The organism is Vreelandella gomseomensis (assembly GCF_031451645.1).
GTDB classification, from domain to species: Bacteria; Pseudomonadota; Gammaproteobacteria; order Pseudomonadales; family Halomonadaceae; genus Vreelandella; species Vreelandella gomseomensis.
Genome location: NZ_JARWAI010000013.1, coordinates 105018 through 123896, shown reverse-complemented (window position 1 = coordinate 123896; position 18879 = coordinate 105018). Strand labels below are relative to the sequence as shown.

At 58.2% G+C, this 18879-nt stretch carries 21 protein-coding genes and 2 pseudogenes; 17 read left to right on the top strand and 6 right to left on the bottom strand.

Features of this window, described 5'->3' with window-relative positions; genetic code table 11:
* Positions 1-320 precede the first annotated feature (320 nt).
* From QC815_RS15835 to QC815_RS15800, 8 genes and pseudogenes are all read left to right on the top strand, one after another.
* Positions 321-1175: pseudogene (locus tag QC815_RS15835) on the top strand (IS5 family transposase).
* A gap of 262 nt (positions 1176-1437) precedes the next feature.
* Positions 1438-1878: a hypothetical protein gene (locus tag QC815_RS15830; protein ID WP_310540869.1), complete on the top strand. Its 441-nt coding sequence runs from the start codon at positions 1438-1440 to the stop codon at positions 1876-1878.
* Positions 1879-1951: 73 nt separating this feature from the next.
* Positions 1952-2230: pseudogene (locus QC815_RS15825) on the top strand (type II toxin-antitoxin system RelE/ParE family toxin).
* On the top strand, positions 2230-2523 hold the full coding sequence (locus QC815_RS15820) for a HigA family addiction module antitoxin (protein WP_310540867.1): 294 nt from the start codon (positions 2230-2232) through the stop codon (positions 2521-2523). Before QC815_RS15825 ends, QC815_RS15820 begins: the two are co-directional and overlap by 1 nt.
* Before the next feature lie 41 nt (positions 2524-2564).
* Positions 2565-3524: a ribonuclease Z gene (locus tag QC815_RS15815; protein WP_310540865.1), complete on the top strand. Its 960-nt coding sequence runs from the start codon at positions 2565-2567 to the stop codon at positions 3522-3524.
* Positions 3525-3849: 325 nt separating this feature from the next.
* A complete protein-coding gene (locus QC815_RS15810; protein ID WP_310540864.1) occupies positions 3850-4194 on the top strand; it encodes a nuclear transport factor 2 family protein in 345 nt (114 codons plus the stop codon).
* Between the two features lie 90 nt (positions 4195-4284).
* A complete protein-coding gene (locus QC815_RS15805) occupies positions 4285-4905 on the top strand; it encodes a LysE family translocator (protein ID WP_310540861.1) in 621 nt (206 codons plus the stop codon).
* Positions 4906-4980: 75 nt separating this feature from the next.
* Entirely contained in the window at positions 4981-5604 is a 624-nt protein-coding gene (locus tag QC815_RS15800) for a SagB/ThcOx family dehydrogenase (RefSeq protein ID WP_310540860.1), read from the top strand.
* 325 nt (positions 5605-5929) lie between these two features.
* On the opposite strand, the gene QC815_RS15795 is transcribed toward QC815_RS15800, so the two are convergent.
* Positions 5930-6352, bottom strand: a complete 423-nt coding sequence (locus tag QC815_RS15795) for a hypothetical protein (protein ID WP_310540858.1) — start codon at positions 6350-6352, stop codon at positions 5930-5932.
* 100 nt (positions 6353-6452) lie between these two features.
* Between QC815_RS15795 and QC815_RS15790 the strand changes: the two genes are divergently transcribed.
* Complete coding sequence (locus tag QC815_RS15790) at positions 6453-7106, top strand: DsbA family oxidoreductase (protein WP_310540856.1); 654 nt, start codon at positions 6453-6455, stop codon at positions 7104-7106.
* Between the two features lie 112 nt (positions 7107-7218).
* On the opposite strand, the gene QC815_RS15785 is transcribed toward QC815_RS15790, so the two are convergent.
* The 3 genes from QC815_RS15785 to QC815_RS15775 all read right to left on the bottom strand — a co-directional run bounded on the left by QC815_RS15785 (position 7219) and on the right by QC815_RS15775 (position 9009).
* The gene (locus QC815_RS15785) at positions 7219-7482 is read right to left on the bottom strand and encodes a Txe/YoeB family addiction module toxin (RefSeq protein ID WP_310540854.1); all 264 of its coding nucleotides are present in this window, start codon (positions 7480-7482) and stop codon (positions 7219-7221) included.
* Complete coding sequence (locus QC815_RS15780; RefSeq protein ID WP_310540852.1) at positions 7475-7729, bottom strand: type II toxin-antitoxin system Phd/YefM family antitoxin; 255 nt, start codon at positions 7727-7729, stop codon at positions 7475-7477. Before QC815_RS15780 ends, QC815_RS15785 begins: the two co-directional genes overlap by 8 nt.
* Positions 7730-7818: 89 nt before the next feature.
* Positions 7819-9009 (bottom strand): UbiH/UbiF/VisC/COQ6 family ubiquinone biosynthesis hydroxylase, encoded by a 1191-nt coding sequence (locus QC815_RS15775; RefSeq protein WP_310540851.1) that lies wholly within the window; start codon positions 9007-9009, stop codon positions 7819-7821.
* A gap of 114 nt (positions 9010-9123) precedes the next feature.
* Here QC815_RS15775 and QC815_RS15770 point away from each other — a divergent pair, with 114 nt between their 5' ends.
* Positions 9124-9963 carry an NAD-dependent protein deacetylase gene (locus QC815_RS15770; protein ID WP_310540849.1) on the top strand — a complete coding sequence of 280 codons (840 nt, stop codon included), beginning with the start codon at positions 9124-9126 and terminating at the stop codon, positions 9961-9963.
* Here QC815_RS15770 and QC815_RS15765 read toward each other — a convergent pair.
* Complete coding sequence (locus tag QC815_RS15765) at positions 9960-10586, bottom strand: DNA-3-methyladenine glycosylase (RefSeq protein ID WP_310540847.1); 627 nt, start codon at positions 10584-10586, stop codon at positions 9960-9962. The genes QC815_RS15770 and QC815_RS15765 overlap by 4 nt on opposite strands.
* Before the next feature lie 83 nt (positions 10587-10669).
* Here QC815_RS15765 and QC815_RS15760 point away from each other — a divergent pair, with 83 nt between their 5' ends.
* From QC815_RS15760 to QC815_RS15730, 7 genes are all read left to right on the top strand, one after another.
* Positions 10670-12133, top strand: coding sequence for a protein adenylyltransferase SelO (locus tag QC815_RS15760; RefSeq protein WP_310540845.1), 1464 nt, complete (start codon positions 10670-10672; stop codon positions 12131-12133).
* A 52-nt stretch (positions 12134-12185) separates the two neighbouring features.
* Entirely contained in the window at positions 12186-13232 is a 1047-nt protein-coding gene (dinB, locus tag QC815_RS15755) for a DNA polymerase IV (protein ID WP_310540843.1), read from the top strand.
* Between the two features lie 113 nt (positions 13233-13345).
* Complete coding sequence (locus tag QC815_RS15750) at positions 13346-14173, top strand: alpha/beta fold hydrolase (protein WP_310540841.1); 828 nt, start codon at positions 13346-13348, stop codon at positions 14171-14173.
* A gap of 9 nt (positions 14174-14182) precedes the next feature.
* Positions 14183-14431, top strand: a complete 249-nt coding sequence (locus QC815_RS15745; RefSeq protein ID WP_230447053.1) for a YkoF family thiamine/hydroxymethylpyrimidine-binding protein — start codon at positions 14183-14185, stop codon at positions 14429-14431.
* A gap of 217 nt (positions 14432-14648) precedes the next feature.
* On the top strand, positions 14649-15668 hold the full coding sequence (locus QC815_RS15740) for a TRAP transporter substrate-binding protein (protein WP_230447052.1): 1020 nt from the start codon (positions 14649-14651) through the stop codon (positions 15666-15668).
* Positions 15665-16177, top strand: a complete 513-nt coding sequence (locus tag QC815_RS15735; RefSeq protein WP_230447051.1) for a TRAP transporter small permease — start codon at positions 15665-15667, stop codon at positions 16175-16177. The genes QC815_RS15740 and QC815_RS15735 overlap by 4 nt, the downstream gene beginning before the upstream one ends.
* 25 nt (positions 16178-16202) lie before the next feature.
* Complete coding sequence (locus QC815_RS15730) at positions 16203-17507, top strand: TRAP transporter large permease (protein WP_310540835.1); 1305 nt, start codon at positions 16203-16205, stop codon at positions 17505-17507.
* Between the two features lie 78 nt (positions 17508-17585).
* Here QC815_RS15730 and gabT read toward each other — a convergent pair whose 3' ends face one another.
* Positions 17586-18860 (bottom strand): 4-aminobutyrate--2-oxoglutarate transaminase, encoded by a 1275-nt coding sequence (gene gabT / locus QC815_RS15725; protein WP_230447049.1) that lies wholly within the window; start codon positions 18858-18860, stop codon positions 17586-17588.
* Positions 18861-18879: the final 19 nt, after the last annotated feature.

Sequence of the window (18879 nt, the reverse complement as noted above, 5' to 3'; positions counted from 1 at the left end):
CACGTTCTTCAGTGCAGAGTTCAGAATATGACATGGATACAACACCCTACCGGTTTGGTCAGGTGTTGCACTCAGAATTTGCGGCCGAGTTATCGCGATGAGAATCGTGAGAAAACTAAGGCCAAGTTGTCTAGTTTAGTAGATCGGCTAGAAAAAGAATTAAGTGAAATTGCCAATGTCCCATTTTAGGCTAAATCTTAATGAATAAAAGAGCATCTAGTAGTGATATACAATGCTTGGCAACCCCATTTTAAGGTTAGGCTTTGTCTGAAAAATCGAATCTGCTAATTTTTCCCATGTTGAAGCTGCATAGGTGACGTATGGCAGGACGCTACGAGATCTCTGACCATGGTTGGGCCCTGATCGAAGATATCGTCTCCCCGCCCCAGACGATGGGGGCGTCCACGCCGTGATGACCGCCAGGTGTTGAACGGGATCTTCTGGATCCTGTGCTCCGGGGCCAAGTGGCGTGACCTACCGGAGCGCTATGGGCCTTGGAAGACAGTCTATGACCGTTTCCGCCAGTGGCGTGATGATGGCACCTTCGAGGCCATCCTGGCCCGGCTACAGCTGAGGCTGCGCGAGGATGGCCTGATGGATCTAGATACCTGGATGATCGACTCGACGACGATTCGTGCAACACGCGCCGCCTCGGGAGGCGGTAAAAAGGGGGACCTGACGAACCGCTAAGTCATGCGCTGGGCCGCAGCCGGGGAGGCTTGACTACCAAGATCCACATGGTTTGCGATGCTCATGGCTTTCCCCTGACGTTCACGCTGTCATCCGGGCAGGACTCGGATACGCGTCATTTCATTCCGACCCTGGAGCAAGTGCGTCTTCCTAGCCCGTCAGGCCGGTCTCGCAAACGCTGTCGTTATGTGGTGGCAGATAAGGGCTACGACAGCGATGAATTGCGTCGTTACTGCGATCGTCATCGAATGAAGCCTGTCATCGGTAACCGCAAGATGCACCGAAAGCCCCGACCAGGGCTGCCAAGAGAGATCGATAAGCCAAAGTACCGGCAGCGGAATATCATCGAACGCCACTTTGGTTGGGTGAAAGAGTTGCGGCGAATTTGCACGCGTTTTGACAAGCTGGCCAGCAGCTTTCGCGCGATGATATGTCTCGCCTGCATAGATCGGTGCTTGCGAGCTAACTTTTTAGACAAAACCTAGTACGCGGCCGATGGCCGCCGGGCACCACCATTGAGTGGCCCCGCTGTGTGTTTCGGCGTTAGCACCTCAGGTACGACGGCTGTCGTTTACATCATCCGCAAGCCAAGCCTTGATCAGCGATTGGTAGGGCACCCGCTTGTTAGCTTCGATTTTGAACCGACCAAGCAGTGTTTCCGGCGACGCCCTTTACATTTCACCCTCGGCTCCATTTCATGGGCGCGCATGCTGCAGGCATTGGGTGGTCGTCTAATAGGAGGATTGGATGTCTATTGATCCGATTGCAGTATGGGCGAATATGAAGTTGAAAATCTGGCCTGAACGGTACTGGATGTTAGAGCTAGGAGATGTATCCGCCGCTGATGCTGCTAGCGTGTTTGTCGAATGTGATGGCCGCTATAGCTGTTTGATTCGCGACCAAGCGGGTGTGTCGGCGATAGTCGAGGAAATAGCATTTGAACGCTTGAAATCCGAAGTCCCTGTCAGGGGTTACTTCGGTCCGTTCCGTGTCGTTTCAACGGATGGAGACCTTCCCTTCGACGTCATCGGATTCCTTCGTCCTGTTTTAGAATTGCTAAATAATGAAGGGATCAAGGCAGGCCCCCAGTGCGGTGCCGTGTTGGATCATCTATTCATTTACGAACGGGATGTTGAGCGTGCAAACGCTCTGCTAGAGAATTTCATTAGTAAGGCTCGGGATCAATGACCCTACCCTTCTCCATGGTTATAAAATAATCAACTTTATTGGTGCGTGATGCGCAACGCGCTATAATGTCCTCATGATCAAATCATTCCGCCACAAAGGACTGAAGCGGTTCTACTCCACCGGCAGCACGGCGGGCATAAAGCCTGACCACGCCGGTAAACTGCGTATGCAGCTAGCTGCTCTGGATACCGCCTCGTCGGTGGAAGACATGGACATTCCCGGTTTTCGGCTTCATCCCTTGAAAGGTAAAGACAAAGGACGGTGATCGATTCGGGTTAACGGAAATTGGCGCATGAAGTTCGAATTTCGAGACGGCAACGCTTACATTCTTGATTATGAGGATTATCACTGATGACGATGCATAACCCGCCGCATCCTGGTGAATTCATTCGGGAGGTATACTTGGAGCCTTTTGGTATCAGTTCTCGTCAGTTGGCTTCCAGTTTAGGCGTCTCACCCTCTACGCTGTCACGATTGCTCAAAGGGAATAGCGGTATCAGCCCTGAAATGTCTTTACGTCTGTCGAAGGTTCTCGGGCGCACTCCGGAAAGCTGGCTGGCAATGCAGGATATGTATGACCTATGGATGGCTCGCAGCACACTTAATTTGGACGATCTTCACCCTTTGGATTTTGAAGCCGCTTAACGAAAGCTACTCCTGAACTCTAGAGAGATCACCAACAAGTTATGAACTTACTCTTCCTCGGCACTTCCGCCGGTGTGCCCACCAAAAGCAGAAACGTCGCCGGGGTCGCGTTGCGCGAGAGCAAGGGGAAGGGCTGGTATCTGATAGATTGCGGTGAGGGCACCCAGCATCAGGTCTTGCACACCAAGCTGTCGCTGAATTCACTGAATGCCATCCTGATTACCCACGTGCACGGCGACCATTGCTATGGCTTGCCGGGCATGCTGGCGAGTGCGGCCATGAACGGCCGGACGGAGCCGCTGACCATTGTGGCGCCCGCGGGCATCAAGACATGGCTGGACGCCACCTTTGAGGCCACCCAGCTATCGTTACCCTTCGCCTTGGAATTTGTCGATTCTGATGATCTGCCAAGCGTCGAGTTTGAGCGCATCTCGGTTGCTACCCACAGGCTTTCACACCGGGCGATGTCCTATGCTTATGGATTCACGGAGAGAAAGGTGGAAGCGGCCCTGGACGTGGGTAAGCTGACACAAAAGGGGATTCCCAGAGGGCCGTTGTGGGGGCAGTTGAAGCAAGGGATGGATATTGAATTTGCGGGCGAGCGGTTAAAAAGCCGTGACTTCCTGATCTCGAAACACAAGCCAAGGAAAGTGGTGATCGCCGGAGATAATGACCAGCCCGACTTGTTGTCGGAAGCATGCGCCGAGGCGCAGGTACTGGTGCATGAAGCGACTTACACTGAAGCCATGGCCGAAAAGGCCGGTGACTTTGGGCATAGCTATGCCAAGCAGGTCGCCACGTTTGCCGAGTCGATACAGCTCCCCAACCTGGTGCTGACGCACTTCAGCCCCCGTTACCAGCCCAACCCCCACGCATCGCCTTCCATTGAGGACATCCGCACAGAAGCTCAAAGCGTCTATTCCGGCTCGCTTTATTTGGCGCGGGATTTTGGCGAATACACCCTGGATAAATCGGGTCACTTTTCTGAAGTGACGGGCTAATAGCCTTTTCGTATTTCGATCATTCTTGTAAGCAATGGCTACCTGAAAACCGGTATCGCCAGAACCCCTCGCGCTATTTTCCTTGTCCTTGGCAAGGGAGCTTTTATCGCGGCTTACACGCTGGTGGATGGCCCGGACGCGCGGCAAGCTGGTTCGGTGCTCGGCTTTGCGGTCTTGTTAACGCTCGGCAACGGGCTGCTGAGGTTTGTTATTGCCCCGACACGCTACAAACCATAAATAATGACTTGTGTCGTTTGCACTTTGATCAAACGGCCTGTATGGCTATTATCCTCGTCGAGCTAATAAAAGTTAAATGGAATCAGCAATGGACGTTTTCCGAGAAATTGAATCTTTAGAAATGGAGTTGGTTGATCTTGGCACCCGAAAGGATGCTGCTCGTCTTCAGGAGTTACTCTCAGATGAGTTTCTTGAGTTCGGTAGCTCTGGAGTGGTGATCCGTAAGAGTGACGTACTAGACAGCGCCAATACTCCGAGCACAACCACCTATCAGCTCAGTGATTTCAAGTTCAAATCATTGGGAAATGAGCACATTTTGGTTACGTATCGGTCGATAAAATCAGCTCGGGAAATAGCCTATCGAAGCTCTGTGTGGGTAAAGCAAGATGGTCGCTGGCAAATGCTGCATCACCAATCTACCGTAGTGACCTGAGCCGTTTAACAAGCGCCATCATTCGGAGCAACTTTTCGCTGGCGCTTCAAATTGTCCGGTGCTGCGGGCGTTCAAAAAGGAGAATTAGCTGTGTCGCTAATGACGATCTTGTTGTTCATACCAGCATGCTTTGCTTTGAACATGGCGCCTGGGCCCAATAATCTCCTGTCAATGGCTAACGCAAAGCGGTACGGCGTCAGAGCTGCTTGCTATGCCGGTGTCGGTCGGCTGGTTGCCTTCGTGGGCATGATTACGCTTGCGGCGATGGGGCTTGCCACCGTGCTGCACACATCTGAAAAGTTATTTCTCATCATAAAGGTTGTCGGAGGCCTTTATCTGCTTTGGATTGCCTTTCAATTGTGGACTGCAGATCCTTCTGACAATGAAAATGAAGCCCTTGGAGGAAGAAGCTTGCTCCAATTGGGGCGGCAAGAGTTTCTTCTGGCGGCCGGAAACCCTAAGGCTATTTTGATTTTCACCGCTTTTTTGCCTCAGTTTGTCGACCCTGCCGGTTCTGTAGGATTTCAGTTCCTGGTGCTAGGCATCCTGTTTTTGGTACTTGAATGGATAGCGATAGCCGGGTATGCATTTGTCGGGAAAGTATTGCGTCATTGGTTTTCTCGACCTTCGATGCGTCGTGTGTTCAACCGGATTTGCTCGGGTCTACTGGGTAGTGCTGGCATTGGGCTTTTGCTGGCTCGTCGTGAGTGAACTAACAAACCGCGGTAGGCGGAAGTCCCTGACGGCCTGCCGCTTTGCTCTACGTTATGCATAGGGAGTCAATGCATGATCTTCGAGTTACCTGCACCAGAATTGCAAAACGCTGAACCATTGGTTGGGTGTATTGAGGCTCGTCGCAGTATAAGGCATTACTCAAAGGCGCCTTTACCCTTAGGCCTCTTGTCCCAGTTGCTTTGGTCGGCTCAGGGAAGCACCGGACCAGACCAAAAAAGAACAACGCCATCGGCCGGTGGGTTATACCCGCTCCATCTGCGAATCGCGGTGCAACGAGTATCAGGTCTTGAGCCTGGTATTTATGAGTATATGGATGACAGCCATTCGCTGAAGCTTGTCGGTGATCGTGTGCCGGAAGACACCATGCTAGCGCTAGGTATCGGCGATCAACCATGGTTGAAAGAGGCGGCTATCGTCATCGGCGTTACAGCGAAACTTGGGGAGGCGGTTCGGCACTTTGAACGTCAGCCACCTCAGGGGGAGCGCGGTGCTCGCTATGTGTATATGGAAGCTGGTGCTTTAGCGCAGAATATCCATCTTTTGAGTACGGCGCTCGGAGTAGGCTGTGTCCTGGTAGCAGGGTTTGATGATTTGAAGGTGAAGCAAGCACTGAGGTTACCCTCAGACTTGGAGCCGACGGCGCTGATGTGTATTGGGCAACGGCAGGATGTCTAGCAGCGCATAACAATACGCGTCACGCTGATGGCCCTTACACCGCTTCGCCACTCAAGCTACAACGCTTTTCGTACAGAGGAATCTATGCCAAGGATGCAAACACGCCCGCTGGTCGCAAGCCTGATTGCGCTAATGGGGTTATGGACGACGTTACGTCAATTGCCTGATGTCGTTTCATCGTTATTTATGGTGTTTTCTGATCAGGGGGATATACCGGCTAGCGTATTAATGATCCACGCGGTGCACTTTTTTAGTTACACGCTGATTAGCATTGGTCTTATTTTGCTACGCGAGAAGTTGGCGGGTTGGCTGGTGCCAGACGAGGTCAGTCGCGGCAATAGCCTTCACCTGTTGCGACTACCAGGCAGTCCTCTTTTTCCATTAGCCACTTCATACCGGTGGCTTCGCCGTCGCCCGCACGAAGCATCTGTGGGCCGTCCCCGCGGTTGAAGCGAATGCCCTCGTCGGTGGCCTGCCCTTCGAAAGTGCCGATTTGATCGGCATCCAGGCCGTAGCGCATGTGAAGGAGATAATGGCCCGGGCCTGCCGACTCGTCCTTGCTGATTTCCAGGAATAACCCTTCTACGCCAGTCCATCGGCCGACCCACTGGTCGGTCATCTGATGGTGGGGCGCGCTTTGTTCGGCTGACGTGTTTGAGTCGGTCGCGTCGGAGGTTTCGGTATTGCTGTTGTGAGCGCAACCGCTGATAAGTAATAGGGTGCTTAACGCTAACACTGCTTTTGCCATGGCTGCCTACCTTATCAGTACTGCCGTTACGCCCTATATACACGTAACATGCTTTCCTTAGTTTGATCGAATTTTGGGATATGTCGAAGGGGTAAACAAAATGCAAAAGGTAAGAATCGATCTGGTGTCCGATGTGGCATGCCCGTGGTGCGCGATCGGTTACCGGCGCTTTGAGCAAGCGTTGGAGATACTGGATGGCGAGATAGACGTTGAGCTCCACTGGCAGCCCTTCGAGCTCAACCCGGACATGCCGCCCGAGGGCGAGCCGATTCTGGAGCATTTATGCCGCAAGTACGGCAAGGATGCTGCCAGCATGGAGCAGGCCCAGCACGAGATTATGGCGGTGGCCGAAGAACTTGGGCTGAATTTTCGTGGCGCCCAGGAGCGTCGGGCGAACAATACCTTCGCTGCTCACCGAGTGCTGGCGTGGGCCGCAACGCAGAATCTAGAGACGCCCCTGCAATTGGCATTATTTGATGCCTACTTCGGTGAGGCGAAAAACCCTTCAGATCCCACTGTTCTGCGGGAGAAGGCTATCGAGGTTGGGCTCGACGGGGACGCTGCCGAGGCCATCGCCCGGTCTAATCAGTACGCGGACGAAGTTCGTGCGGCAGAACAGCGATTCATGGAGGCAGGCGTGAGCGCGGTCCCAGGATTCATTCTCGAAGCGCGCTACCTGATTTCGGGTGCCCAGCCCGCCGACGTGCTTGTCGATGCACTTCGCCAGGTGGCCGAGGAAAACGCTAACCGCTAACGCTCAGGTGAAATCAATATGGCGCTAGCAGTCCATCACATGGGGCCTGACTCGTTTAAGTGCGCCTTTGAGCTAGTTGGTGGGCGGTTACGCGCTTCATGTCAGCCTGACACTAGTAGTGATAACGACACGAAATAATCGTAATGGAGCGCTCGTCAGCGGCGTACACCAAGCGATTCGTGTCGTCGATTCGACGAGACCAGAAGCCAGCCAGGTTTTCCTTCAGAGGTTCCGGCTTGCCCAACCCCTCGAAAGGGGAGCGTTTTGCATCGTTGATAAGTTTATTGATCCGCTTGAGGGGCTTTTTGTCCTGCGTTTGCCAGTACACATAGTCGTTCCACGCCTCGTCTGTCCACGACAGTAGACGACTACTCATCCACCAAATCTCTTTGCGTTGTTTGCCCTGATTTAAACTGCTCAATGGAGCGATTGAGGTGCTCTGCGTTGGCGGGCGAACGCAGCAAGTGCACCGTTTCCATCAGGCTGTTGTAATAATCTAACGACATCACGACAGCATCTTCTGAATCCCGACGCGTAATAACCGTGGTATCGGCATCATTAATCACGCCGTCCAATACCGCTTTCAGGCCATTTCTAGCTTCCGTGAACGATACAATTTTCATGAAACCTTCCACTGTACAGCTGACCGTACAAGTCTAGGCTTAAGTGCCTGACTTGTACAGTAAGCTGAACATGAGTTGCTGTCAGCACACTAGCGCCGTTTAAACGGATTCAGCCCGTTGGCCTGCTGCATCATGATGCGTTTGGCGAACGGTATGCGTTCGGCAATGTGCAGGCTGAGATCGCCCAGCTGGCGCATCGGCCTGGCGCCGGTGAACAGGTGGTGGAAGCTGTCGGTGGCGGCGATCATCGCCTGGTTGGCCAGGCGGCGCTGGACCTCGAAGCGGTGCAGGTTGATATGGTCGCCGGGGTCACGGCCGTGGATGATTAGCTCGGCCAGGGTGTCGGCGTCGTGGAGGCCGATGTTCAGCCCTTGCCCTGCCAGCGGGTGCACCACGTGGGCGGCGTCGCCGATCAGCGCCAGGCGTTTGCCGATGTAGCGCTTGGCGTGCTGGCGCTTGATGGGGAAGCTGGCCCGGGCGACGACCCGGGTGAGCTTGCCCAGCCGTTTGGGAAACGCTTCTTCGATGGCGGCCTTGAGCGCGTCGTCGTCCAGCTGTTCGCGGGCCTTGGTGGCGTCGTCGCTGTCGTACCACACCAGGGAAGCGCGCTGGCCGGGCAGCGGCAGCATGGCAATCGGGCCGGTGGGGGTGAACACCTGCCAGCTGACATCCTGCTGGGGCAGCTCAGTTTCCACGTTAATGATCATCGCCCGCTGGTGGTAGTCGTAGTGGGTCACGCTGATGCCGGCCAGCTCACGCAGGGTGGAGCGGGCGCCGTCGGCCCCGACGACAAGCGGCGCGCTGAGGGTCTTGCCGTTGTCCAGCTCGACCAGGCGCATATCGCCGCTGGCCAGGGTGCTGATCGGCGCGCACTGGGTATAGCAGGTCACGCCGGGCAGGACGGCCAGGCGCTGCCAGAGCGCATACTGCAGCGTGCGGTTTTCGACAAAGACGCCGAAGTCGTCCATGTCGCTGTCGGCGGCAGAAAACAGCGAGTGGCCGGTGCCATCTTGATTGGCCACATCGATGTGGCGGAAAGGGCAGCTGCGTTCCTCGGGCAGCTGCGTGCCGCTGGCATTGATAAAGGCCAGCGAACGCGCGTTGAGCGATGAAATGCGCAGGTCGTAGTCACCCTCGGGCGGGGCGGGCGCATCGCCTTGCTCGATCAGCCCGACTGACTTGCCGGCGTTGCCCAGGCGGGCCGCCAGTGCCGCGCCGACCATGCCGCCGCCGACAATAATGACATCATGCTGCTGCGACTGTTGATGAGACCCTTGCATAGCACGCTCCTTGGATGAAATGCCCGACACACAGTAGGCGTCGTCGTTGTCATACAGTATCGTCGACAGAGTGCAGGATTGCCTAGAGGTGAACATTTGACGCAGGCCGTGGAAATGACTCAAAGCGTCGCCCAAGCGGGCGCTGAGCTGGCGGACTTCATTGCCCGCCACCCCAAGCTGTGGATACTCACCGGTGCGGGCGTGAGTACCGACAGCGGCATCCCCGACTATCGCGATGCGCAAGGCCAGTGGAAACGCTCGCCGCCGGTTCAGCACGGTGACTTCATGGGCTCGCATGCGGTGCGCCAGCGCTACTGGGCGCGCGCCCTGGTGGGCTTCAAGGCACTGCGCGAAGCGCAGGTCAGCGGGGCGCATCGGGCGCTGGCGGCGCTCGAGCACATGGGCTTTGTGGAGCTGTTGGTCACCCAGAACGTGGACCGCCTGCATCAGCGGGCGGGGTCCAAAAAGGTTATCGACCTGCACGGCCGGGCCGATACGGTTAGCTGTATGACCTGCGGCTACCATATGATGCGCCACGCCATGCACAGCGAAATGGCACACCTCAACCCGCGTTTTGCCGCGCTTGATGCGGGCCATGCCCCGGATGGCGACGCCGATCTGGAAACCGACTTCTCCGGGTTTACGGTGTTCGACTGCCCCCGCTGCGGCGGCATCCTCAAGCCGGACGTGGTGTATTACGGCGACGTGGTCCCGCCGGCAAGACGGCTCGCTGCCCAGACAGGCTTGCAAAGCGCGCAGGCGGTGCTGGCCGTGGGGACGTCACTGATGGTCTATTCCGGCTACCGCTTCTGCCGCGAGGCCCATGCCATGGGGCTGCCGGTGGCCTCACTGTCGTTGGGCGTCACCCGCGCCGATGCGCTGTTGACCCGCCAGTGGCGTGCGCCGCTAACGCCGGTGCTGGAGCAGGCGGTACGTTGCCTTCAAGACCACTAGCGGGCCTTCGATACCCACGGATTATCCTTCAGCCAAAGCCGCCAGGGGGCGTCGCGGTGCTCCGGCTTGGCATAATCAATCCCCACCCGTGGGCCCGTGGCAATCGGCCCGGTGGTAAGCCCTTCATCCGTTGCGGAGTGGCTTATCCACAGCCGGTTGCCCTGAGTCATGTCATGCCCGTATAGCGCTTTGTCGATGCCCAGGGCGCGGGTAAGCTTGCCCGGGCCGTTGCTTAGCTGTTTACCCGTTGCCTGGCGGGTGGCGCGCATTGCCGCTTCGTTGATCGTCGGCTCCACGGCGCGAATCAATACCGCGCAGGGCGAATCCTCCGGTTCGGTGACCACGTTCAACAGCCAGTGCATGCCATACACCAGGTACACGTAGGCGTGGCCTGGCGGCCCGAACATGGCTTCGGTGCGTGGCGAGCGGCGCCGGTGGGCGTGGCAGGCGGAATCCTCGGCGCCGCAGTAGGCCTCGGTTTCCACGATCCGCGCGGCGATCCGCTCGCCGTTATGCTCGCGCACCAGCCAGCAGCCCAGCATGTCGTGGGCGACTTCAAGGGTGTCGCGGTTATAAAACGCCCGCGCAAGCGGGGCGGGGTAATGGTCTGAGACAATCGGCATGATGAAGAGGCTTCGCTTCGGCGTTTACTTGAGTAAAATGCTAGGGTATTAGCCAACGAAAGCCAATAGACGCGGAGTCAATCGTGCTGTCATTTGAACATCGCTATGCCACCTTGCCTGAACCGCTGTCGGTGGAATGCGCGGCCACTCCCGTGGCGACCCCTGAACTGGTCGCGTTCAATGCGCCCCTGGCCGCCGAGCTGGGCGCTGACGAAATACCCGATGAGGCGACCCTGGCCGCGTGGTTCAGCGGCAATCAGACGATGCCCAGCGCCAAGCCACGCGCGCTTGGCTACGCGGGCCACCAGTTCGGCAACTTCGTGCCGCAGCTGGGTGACGGCCGTGCGCTGCTGCTCGGTGAAGTCGTCGACCAGCACGGCAAGCGCCGCGACGTGCAGCTGAAAGGCAGCGGGCGCACGCCGTTTTCCCGTGGCGGCGATGGCCGTTCACCGCTGGGGCCGGTGTTGCGCGAATACCTGGTCAGCGAATTCATGGCCGCCATGGGCATCCCCACCACGCGTGCGCTGGCCGCGGTGACCAGCGGCGAGCGGGTGGTGCGCCAACTGCCCGAGCCGGGCGCGGTCTTTACCCGTGTCGCCAGCAGCCACATCCGGGTAGGCACCTTCCAGTTTGCCGCCGTGCGCCGGGATGAAGCGGCGCTCAAGGCGCTGGCGGATCATGCGATCGAGCGCCACTACCCCGAGGCAGCCAATGCACAAGACCCTTACCTGGCGCTGCTGGAGGCCGTCGTCGCCCGCCAGGCCGAGCTGGTGGCGCGCTGGATGAGTATCGGCTTCATTCATGGCGTGATGAACACCGATAACTGCAGCATTGCCGGGGAAACCATCGATTACGGCCCCTGCGCCTTCATGGAGCAGTTTGACCCGCAAAAGGCGTATAGCTCGGTTGACCAGGGCAAGCGCTACGCCTTTGCCAGTCAGCCGGGGATTGCCCAGTGGAATCTGGCCCGCTTTGCCGAGACCCTGCTGCCGCTGCTGAACGAGCAGGGCGATGCGGGTGTCGCCCAGGCCACCGACGCCATTCGCCGCTTTGATGGCGTGTTCAGCGCCGAACAGCGCCGTCTGCATGCCGATAAGCTGGGCCTTGCGGCGGAAAGCAACGACGCGGATGCGCTGATGGAAGGCCTGGAAAGCCAGATGCACCAGGGCCGGATGGACATGACCGCCACCTTTGATGCGCTTACCCACTACGCCGCCTCGCCAAGTGATGAACGCCGCGACGCGCTGCTGGCGCTGACGACCCAGCCCCAGGCGCTAACCGCGTGGCTGGAGGCGTGGCAGGCAGCGCAGGTGGCCGGGCAGGACGATGAGCGCTTTGCGGCCATGCGCCGTGGCAATCCGGTCATCATCCCCCGCAACCACCGCGTTCAAGAGGCCATCGATGCCGCCTACGACGGCGATTTTGCGCCGTTCTACACGCTGCTGGGCGTGGTCACCCAGCCGTTTGATGACTCAACGGAAGCGCGCCGTCTGGCAGCGCCGGCGATCGATAGTGAGCAGGTGCTGCGGACGTTTTGCGGCACATGAAGGGCTAGGGCTTGTGATAAACTGTGGTTTTTTACAGGTAGAAGGCTAGTCAGTGCGCAAAATCATTCATTGCGACTGTGACTGTTTTTACGCGGCGGTGGAGATGCGCGACAATCCGGCGCTGCGCGATATACCGATTGCCATTGGCGGTAGCGTCGAGCAGCGCGGGGTGGTCGCCACGTGCAATTACCCCGCCCGCGAATTCGGCATTCATTCGGCGATGCCCATGGCCCAGGCGCTCAAGCGCTGCCCGCATTTGACCATCATTCGCGGCGACATGGCCAAATACAAGGCCGTCGCCCGGCAGGTATTTGCCATCTACCGCGATGTCACCGAGCTTATCGAGCCGCTGTCGCTGGATGAGGCGTTTCTGGATGTCTCCGAGGTCACCCTGCACCACGGCAGCGCTACGCTCATGGCGGAAGCCATCCGCGAGCGGGTCAGCCGCGAAGTGGGGATTACCGTCTCGGCCGGTGTGGCGCCCAACAAGTTTCTGGCCAAGATTGCCAGCGACTGGAAAAAGCCCGACGGCCTGTGCGTGATCACCCCGGATGAGGTGGATGGCTTCGTACAGCAGCTGCCGGTGAAGAAAATTCACGGTGTCGGCCCGCGTACGGCGGAAAAGCTGGCCGGGCTCGATATCCACACCTGCACCGATTTGCGCGCCCGCAGGCTTACAGATCTGGTCGAACACTTTGGCCGTTTCGGGCGGCGGCTGCATGAACTGAGCTGGGGGCGCGATGAGCGCCCGGTGAAAACCCACCGCGAGCGCAAATCGATCAGCACCGAGCAAACCTACGCCCAGGATTTACCCAGCCTCGACGCCTGCCGCCGCGAGCTGCCTACGCTGCTTGAGGATCTGGAACGTCGCTACGCCCGGCTTGACCCGCCGCTGGCGGTGCGCGGGCTGATCGTGAAGGTCAAGTTCAACGACTTTACCCAGACCACCGTGGAACACGCCGACCCCGCGCCGGATCTCGTCCAGTTCGAAACCCTGCTTAACGTCGGCTGGGCCCGGGGCGAGCGGCCGGTGCGTCTGCTGGGAGTGGGTTACCGGCTGGCCGAGAATACGCAAGCGCAACAGCTGGCGCTGTTTTAATTCGCTCCTGACCCCGCAGGGAAGATTGACGCTGGTCAGGGGGCGAGTTAAAACAGGTGTATGATAGATAGCCCGTTAACCGCTTGATCAAGAATCTGACCACGAGCCTCGCCATGCCTGCCGATACCGCGCCACGCCCCCGCTTAGTGTTTGCCCATGCCAACGGCTTTCCCGGGTTGAGCTATCGCAGCCTGCTGGCGCCGCTGGCCGAGCACTTTGATCCGCATCCCATCGAGCGCCTGGGCCACCATCCGGATTACCCGGTCAATCACAATTGGGCCAATCTGGTCGACGAGCTGCTGACCCGCCTGCCCGAGAGTGACACGCCGCTGCTTGGCGTCGGCCATTCGCTGGGTGGCACGCTCATGGCCATGGCCGCTGACAAGCAGCCCGAGCGCTTCAGCGGTGTGATCATGCTGGACCCGCCGCTGATGCTAGGCACCGATGCCTGGGCGATGAAGGCCGCCAAGCGCTTTGGCTTCATCGACCGCATTACCCCGGCCGGCAAGACCCTGGGGCGACGGGCGGTCTGGCCGAGCCGGGAGGCCATGGCGAATTCTTTGAGGCGCCGGGGGCTGTTCCGGCGCTTTACCCCGGAAGCGCTCAACGACTACATTGAAGCAGGTACCCAGGTATTGGCGGACGGCAGCGCCGAGCTCACGTTCGATCCGCGTATCGAGGTGGAGATATTCCGCCATTTGCCGGATCACCTGACGCGCCTGCCGCGTCGGCTGAGCGTGCCGCTGGAGGTCGTGGCAGGTGAGGAGTCGCACCTGTTGACCTCGTCGCGCATCAAGCGCTTGAAACGCTATGGGATCGCCGTCAGCGGCGTGCCGGGCACGCACATGTTTCCCATGGAGCACCCCGACGACACCCGTGGCGCTATACTGGCGGCCTGGCAGCGAATGGCGTCACGCCACCGTTCTTCACACACGGCGTAAGGAGGCGTTATGTATCTTTCCGTACAGCTGAGCTATTACCCGCTGGCCGATGACTTCAAGCCGGCGGTCAAAGAAGTGGTCAAGCGCCTTGAGGCATCCGGCCTTGAAGTGCATCCCAACCGCATGAGCACCCAGGTGTTTGGCGAGTTTGATGCGGTCATGGCGGCGCTTGGCGAGGTGATGAAGTGGTCGTTCGAAACCCACGGCAAAGCGGTCTTCACGGTTAACTTTCTCGAAGGTGATCGTCGGCCGCGTTAATGCTTTCTTGCACTCGACCGCCATGTACCTGCCATTCTTTGGCGGTCGTTAATTAGACGTTAGTATAAGGTTTAATGGTGCGCTAGAACGTCATCCCAGGCGATACAGGGTGGGCAGTGTGTCGTTGTCTGGTCCGTTCGCGTCGCTATGGGACATAAATAGTTCCCAAATGGCTGTAGTTTAACCCCTATACCAATCAAAAATAGGGGTTGAAATAATGTTCCATCCTGCTGATTTAAATAATAAATTCCCTCATGTGGGTAAGCAGCTTTCGATAGCATTGGGGGCGCTGCTCGTCAGTGGCTATGCGCATTCCCAGTCGGTCAGTATGGACTTCTCCAACGAGTATAATGCCTCCTCCATTCATGCTCAGGGCGACGCCTATTTCATTGATAAGCTTGCCGAATTAACCGATGGCGATATTGATATCACGCTGCATACGGGTGGCTCGCTGGGCTTTAATTCCGGCGATCATTTTTATGGCGTAGCCGATGGTGCCGTCGAGATAGCGGATACGCTCTCGGGCACCATGAGCGGTATCGATTCGCTGTTCCTACTCTCTTCGCTCCCCTTTATTGTCGACGACGTTGCCGATGCTCGGCGGCTTTATGACATCGCAAAACCCTATTACGAAGAAGTGTTCGCCGATAATAACCAGGTGCTGCTGTATGCCTCGCCCTGGCCGCCGAGCGGCATCTGGTCTGAAGACGAGATCGCAAGCCAGGACGATCTCGAGAACCTGAAGATTCGCACTTTTGACCGTAACGGTACCGAGACATTTAGAAATGTAGGCGCCTCGCCGGTCAGCCTGTCCTGGGCCGATGTTGTCCCTCAGCTGGCCACCGGCGGTATCGAGGCGGTGTTGACATCCGCCGAAGCGGGAGCCAACGCCAGCTTCTGGGAGCACCAGAATTACTTTGCCGGGGTTCAGTACGCCATTCCCCTTAACATGGTGCACATGAATCGCGATGCGTTCGAATCGCTGACCGACGCGCAACAGCAGGCGGTCATGGACGCGGCCAGCCAGACCGACCAGCATAACTGGGCAGCGGTGGAAACGCGTACCGAAGAGAACTACCAGACGCTGGGTGAGCACGACGTGACGATCAGCGATCCCGTTCCAGACGAGCTGCTGACGCCGCTCAAGGACGCCGCCAATGGCGTGGTCGAGAACTGGCTTGCGAAGACCGGCGATGCCGGTGAGTCGATCCTGAGCGAGTTCCGAGGCACTGAATGAGGGCGCTCAACATCATCGAGCGTATCTCTCAACTGCTCAATCGGGTCGGTGCTGTCATTGCCGTGCTGCTCGTTATTTATATGCTCGGCCACATCCTGTTAGAGATTGCGCTGCGGCTGTTTGGCCACTCGACGTTTATCCTCGATGAGTATATCGGCTATGCCGTGGCCACGATGTCGTTTCTGGGCCTGCCCTATGTGCTAGAGAAGGGCGGGCTGATCCGTGTCTCGCTGCTGCTGGAGCGCTTGCCGGAACCCCGGCGCTGGCCGCTGGAACTATTCAGCAGCCTGGTCACGGCAGGCTGCTTTGTGTGGCTATCGACTTTCTGGTTTCAGAACGTTCTGCGTAGCTACAGCCGCGGCACCGTCAGCGAAACCATGGCAGAGACGCCTATCTGGCTGCCGGAAAGCGCCATCCTCGTGGGCATGTGGTTAATTTCCATCACGCTGTTAGTCAGAGCCCTGAAAATAATGGTTCTGCGTTCAGGCTACTCGGCTCGCGTCAATTGAAGCAGCGATTAATAGGAAAGGCGTTATGGATATTTTCTGGTCGGCTGTCGGGGTCGGCGTACTGCTGTTGTTCTTTTTATCGATGGGCACCTGGATTTTTGCGTCCATGCTGGCCGTTTCCATTGGCTCGCTTTGGCTCTTTGGCGACTTCGATGCTGATCGTATTGGCCTGATCTTTTCGCGAGTTCTCTACCGTGCCAGCAACAGCTGGGAGTTATCGGCCATCCCGCTGTTTATATTGATGGGCGAGCTGATTTTTCGCTCCAACATCTCCGAGCGGCTTTTCAAAGGGCTGGTGCCGGTCACCCGCCATTTGCCGGGCGGCATTCTCCACACCAACGTGCTTGGCTGTACGCTGTTTGCGGCGGTGAGCGGCTCCAGCGCGGCGACGACCGCAACGATCGGCAAAATCACTACCCAGGAGCTGAAAACGAGGGGATACGATCGCAACCTGTCGATCGGTTCGCTGGCGGGTGCCGGTAGCCTGGGGCTGTTGATTCCGCCTTCGATCGTGATGATCGTCTATGGCGTTCAGGCGGAAGTCTCCATTAGCCAGCTGTTCATGGCGGGGGTCGTGCCGGGCCTGTTGATCGCGCTGCTGTACAGCGTGTATATCGGTGCGAGGTCCTATTTATCGCCGTCGTTGGCACCCAAACAGGCGGCGACTGGTCAGAGCATAGGACAATCCATTTTGCTGCTGCTGCCCGTGCTGGTGCTGATCAGCATCGTGATTGGCTCTATCTATAGCGGTATTGCCACGCCCTCGGAGGCGGCGGCGGTGGGCGTGGCCGCGACGCTGGTGCTGCTCGGTGTCGAGCGCCAGCTTACCATTCGGCTGTTTATCGAGGCGTTCAGAGGCACCTTGATCACCAGTATCATGGTGTGCAGTCTGTTGATTACCGCCACGCTGCTCTCCACGGCGATGGGCTATCTGCATCTGCCCCGGGAGCTTGCGGAGTGGATCGCCGCGCAAAACTTCAGCCCGATGCTGTTGCTGGTGGCGCTGGCGGTTTTCTATGTGGTGCTGGGGCTTTTCCTGGACGGGATTTCGATCACCGTGATGAGCCTGCCGATTACGCTGCCGATCGTGCTGCTGGCAGGGTTCGATCCCATCTGGTTTGGCATCTTCCTGATCATCATGATCGAGCTTGGCCAGATAACGCCGCCGGTGGGCTTCAACCTGTTTGTGCTGCAAAGTCTGACGGGCGAAAGCATCAGCCGGGTGGCCCTGGCCGCGCTACCTTTCTTCCTGCTGATGTGCGTGGCGGCCTTGATCATCAGCGTCTGGCCGGATATTGCCCTATGGCTGCCACGCTTCATGGCGCAGTAAGCCGGTGGTCAGCTGTCCACGCAATCAAAAACGCCGCCCCATTGGGCGGCGTTTTGGTGCTTGCTGACGAACGTGTCGTTATACCAGCGAGTCCAGGCAGGACTCGATGATGTCCAGCCCTTCGTTGAGCACGTTGTCTTCGATGGTGACCGGCATCAGGAAGCGGATGGTGTTGCCGTACATGCCGCAGGATAGCAGGATCAGCCCTTCTTCGCGGGCCTTGCCGCACAGCTTGGCGGCGAGTTCCGGATTGGGCGTATGGTTGTCTTTGTCGGACACCAGCTCGAACGCGGCCATGGCGCCCATGTTGCGGATGTTGTCGATGCAGTCGAACTTGCCCTGCCAGTCCTTGAAGCGCGTCGCCAGCTTCTCGCCCAGCGCCTGGCTCTTCTCCAGAATGTTCTCTTCTTCGAACACTTCCATGACCGCCAGCGCCGCGGCACAGGCCGTCGGGCTGCCGGTGTAGGTGCCACCCAGCGAGTTGGGGCCGGAGGCGTCCATCACCTTGTCGGTACCCACGATGGCGGAAATCGGCATGCCGTCGCCCATGCTCTTGGCCATGGTCATGATGTCCGGCTCAACGCCGCTGTGCTCGATGGCAAACATCTTGCCGGTACGGCCAAAGCCCGACTGGACTTCGTCGATGATCATCAGAATGCCGTGCTCATCGCAGATGGCGCGGACTTTCTCGAGGAAGCTCTTGGGCGCCGGGTAGAAGCCGCCTTCGCCCAGCACCGGCTCGAGAATGATTGCTGCGGTGTCCTTGGGGTTGGCGTCGGTTTTCAGCGCCATCTTCAGGCCGCGAATGGCTTCGTCTTCGCTGACGCCGTGGTAGGGCACCGGATAGGGCGCGCGGAAGACCGTGCCCGGCATCGGACCGAAGTCGGTCTGATAGGGCGCAACCTTGCCGTTCATCGCCATGGTGTAGAAGGTACGGCCGTGGTAGCCGCCGTCAAAGCAGATGACGTTGGAGCGACCGGTGGCCGCACGGGCGACCTTGACCGCGTTTTCCAGCGCTTCGGCGCCAGAGTTGGCCAGCATGACCTTGGCGTGGCCGCGTACCGGGACGATATGGCTGAGTTTCTCGGCGACTTTGACGTAGCCTTCATAGGGCATCACCGTCTGGCAGGTGTGCATGACCTTGTCGAGCTGGGCTTTCACCGCCGCGACCACTTTCGGGTGGCGGTGGCCGACGTTCAGTACGCCGATGCCGCCGGCAAAATCGATAAAGCGGTTGCCGTCGGCGTCCCACACTTCGGCATTTTCAGCGCGCGCGGCAAAGGCGGTGGCGGGGCTGGCGGCACCGGCGGCGACGTATTTGTGTTTCAGCTCATTTAGCTCGGCATTGCTCATGACTCAACTCCTGAGTTGA

Excerpts from the sequence above, each read along its gene's own strand:
- QC815_RS15830 (WP_310540869.1), top strand. The coding sequence starts at position 1,438 with ATGTCTATTGATCCGATTGCAGTATGGGCGAATATGAAGTTGAAAATC.
- QC815_RS15820 (WP_310540867.1), top strand. The coding sequence starts at position 2,230 with ATGACGATGCATAACCCGCCGCATCCTGGTGAATTCATTCGGGAGGTA.
- QC815_RS15815 (WP_310540865.1), top strand. The coding sequence starts at position 2,565 with ATGAACTTACTCTTCCTCGGCACTTCCGCCGGTGTGCCCACCAAAAGC.
- QC815_RS15810 (WP_310540864.1), top strand. The coding sequence starts at position 3,850 with ATGGACGTTTTCCGAGAAATTGAATCTTTAGAAATGGAGTTGGTTGAT.
- QC815_RS15800 (WP_310540860.1), top strand. The coding sequence starts at position 4,981 with ATGATCTTCGAGTTACCTGCACCAGAATTGCAAAACGCTGAACCATTG.
- QC815_RS15795 (WP_310540858.1), bottom strand. The coding sequence starts at position 6,352 with ATGGCAAAAGCAGTGTTAGCGTTAAGCACCCTATTACTTATCAGCGGT.
- QC815_RS15790 (WP_310540856.1), top strand. The coding sequence starts at position 6,453 with ATGCAAAAGGTAAGAATCGATCTGGTGTCCGATGTGGCATGCCCGTGG.
- QC815_RS15785 (WP_310540854.1), bottom strand. The coding sequence starts at position 7,482 with ATGAGTAGTCGTCTACTGTCGTGGACAGACGAGGCGTGGAACGACTAT.
- QC815_RS15780 (WP_310540852.1), bottom strand. The coding sequence starts at position 7,729 with ATGAAAATTGTATCGTTCACGGAAGCTAGAAATGGCCTGAAAGCGGTA.
- QC815_RS15775 (WP_310540851.1), bottom strand. The coding sequence starts at position 9,009 with ATGCAAGGGTCTCATCAACAGTCGCAGCAGCATGATGTCATTATTGTC.
- QC815_RS15770 (WP_310540849.1), top strand. The coding sequence starts at position 9,124 with ATGACTCAAAGCGTCGCCCAAGCGGGCGCTGAGCTGGCGGACTTCATT.
- QC815_RS15765 (WP_310540847.1), bottom strand. The coding sequence starts at position 10,586 with ATGCCGATTGTCTCAGACCATTACCCCGCCCCGCTTGCGCGGGCGTTT.
- QC815_RS15750 (WP_310540841.1), top strand. The coding sequence starts at position 13,346 with ATGCCTGCCGATACCGCGCCACGCCCCCGCTTAGTGTTTGCCCATGCC.
- QC815_RS15745 (WP_230447053.1), top strand. The coding sequence starts at position 14,183 with ATGTATCTTTCCGTACAGCTGAGCTATTACCCGCTGGCCGATGACTTC.
- QC815_RS15740 (WP_230447052.1), top strand. The coding sequence starts at position 14,649 with ATGTTCCATCCTGCTGATTTAAATAATAAATTCCCTCATGTGGGTAAG.
- QC815_RS15735 (WP_230447051.1), top strand. The coding sequence starts at position 15,665 with ATGAGGGCGCTCAACATCATCGAGCGTATCTCTCAACTGCTCAATCGG.
- QC815_RS15730 (WP_310540835.1), top strand. The coding sequence starts at position 16,203 with ATGGATATTTTCTGGTCGGCTGTCGGGGTCGGCGTACTGCTGTTGTTC.
- gabT (WP_230447049.1), bottom strand. The coding sequence starts at position 18,860 with ATGAGCAATGCCGAGCTAAATGAGCTGAAACACAAATACGTCGCCGCC.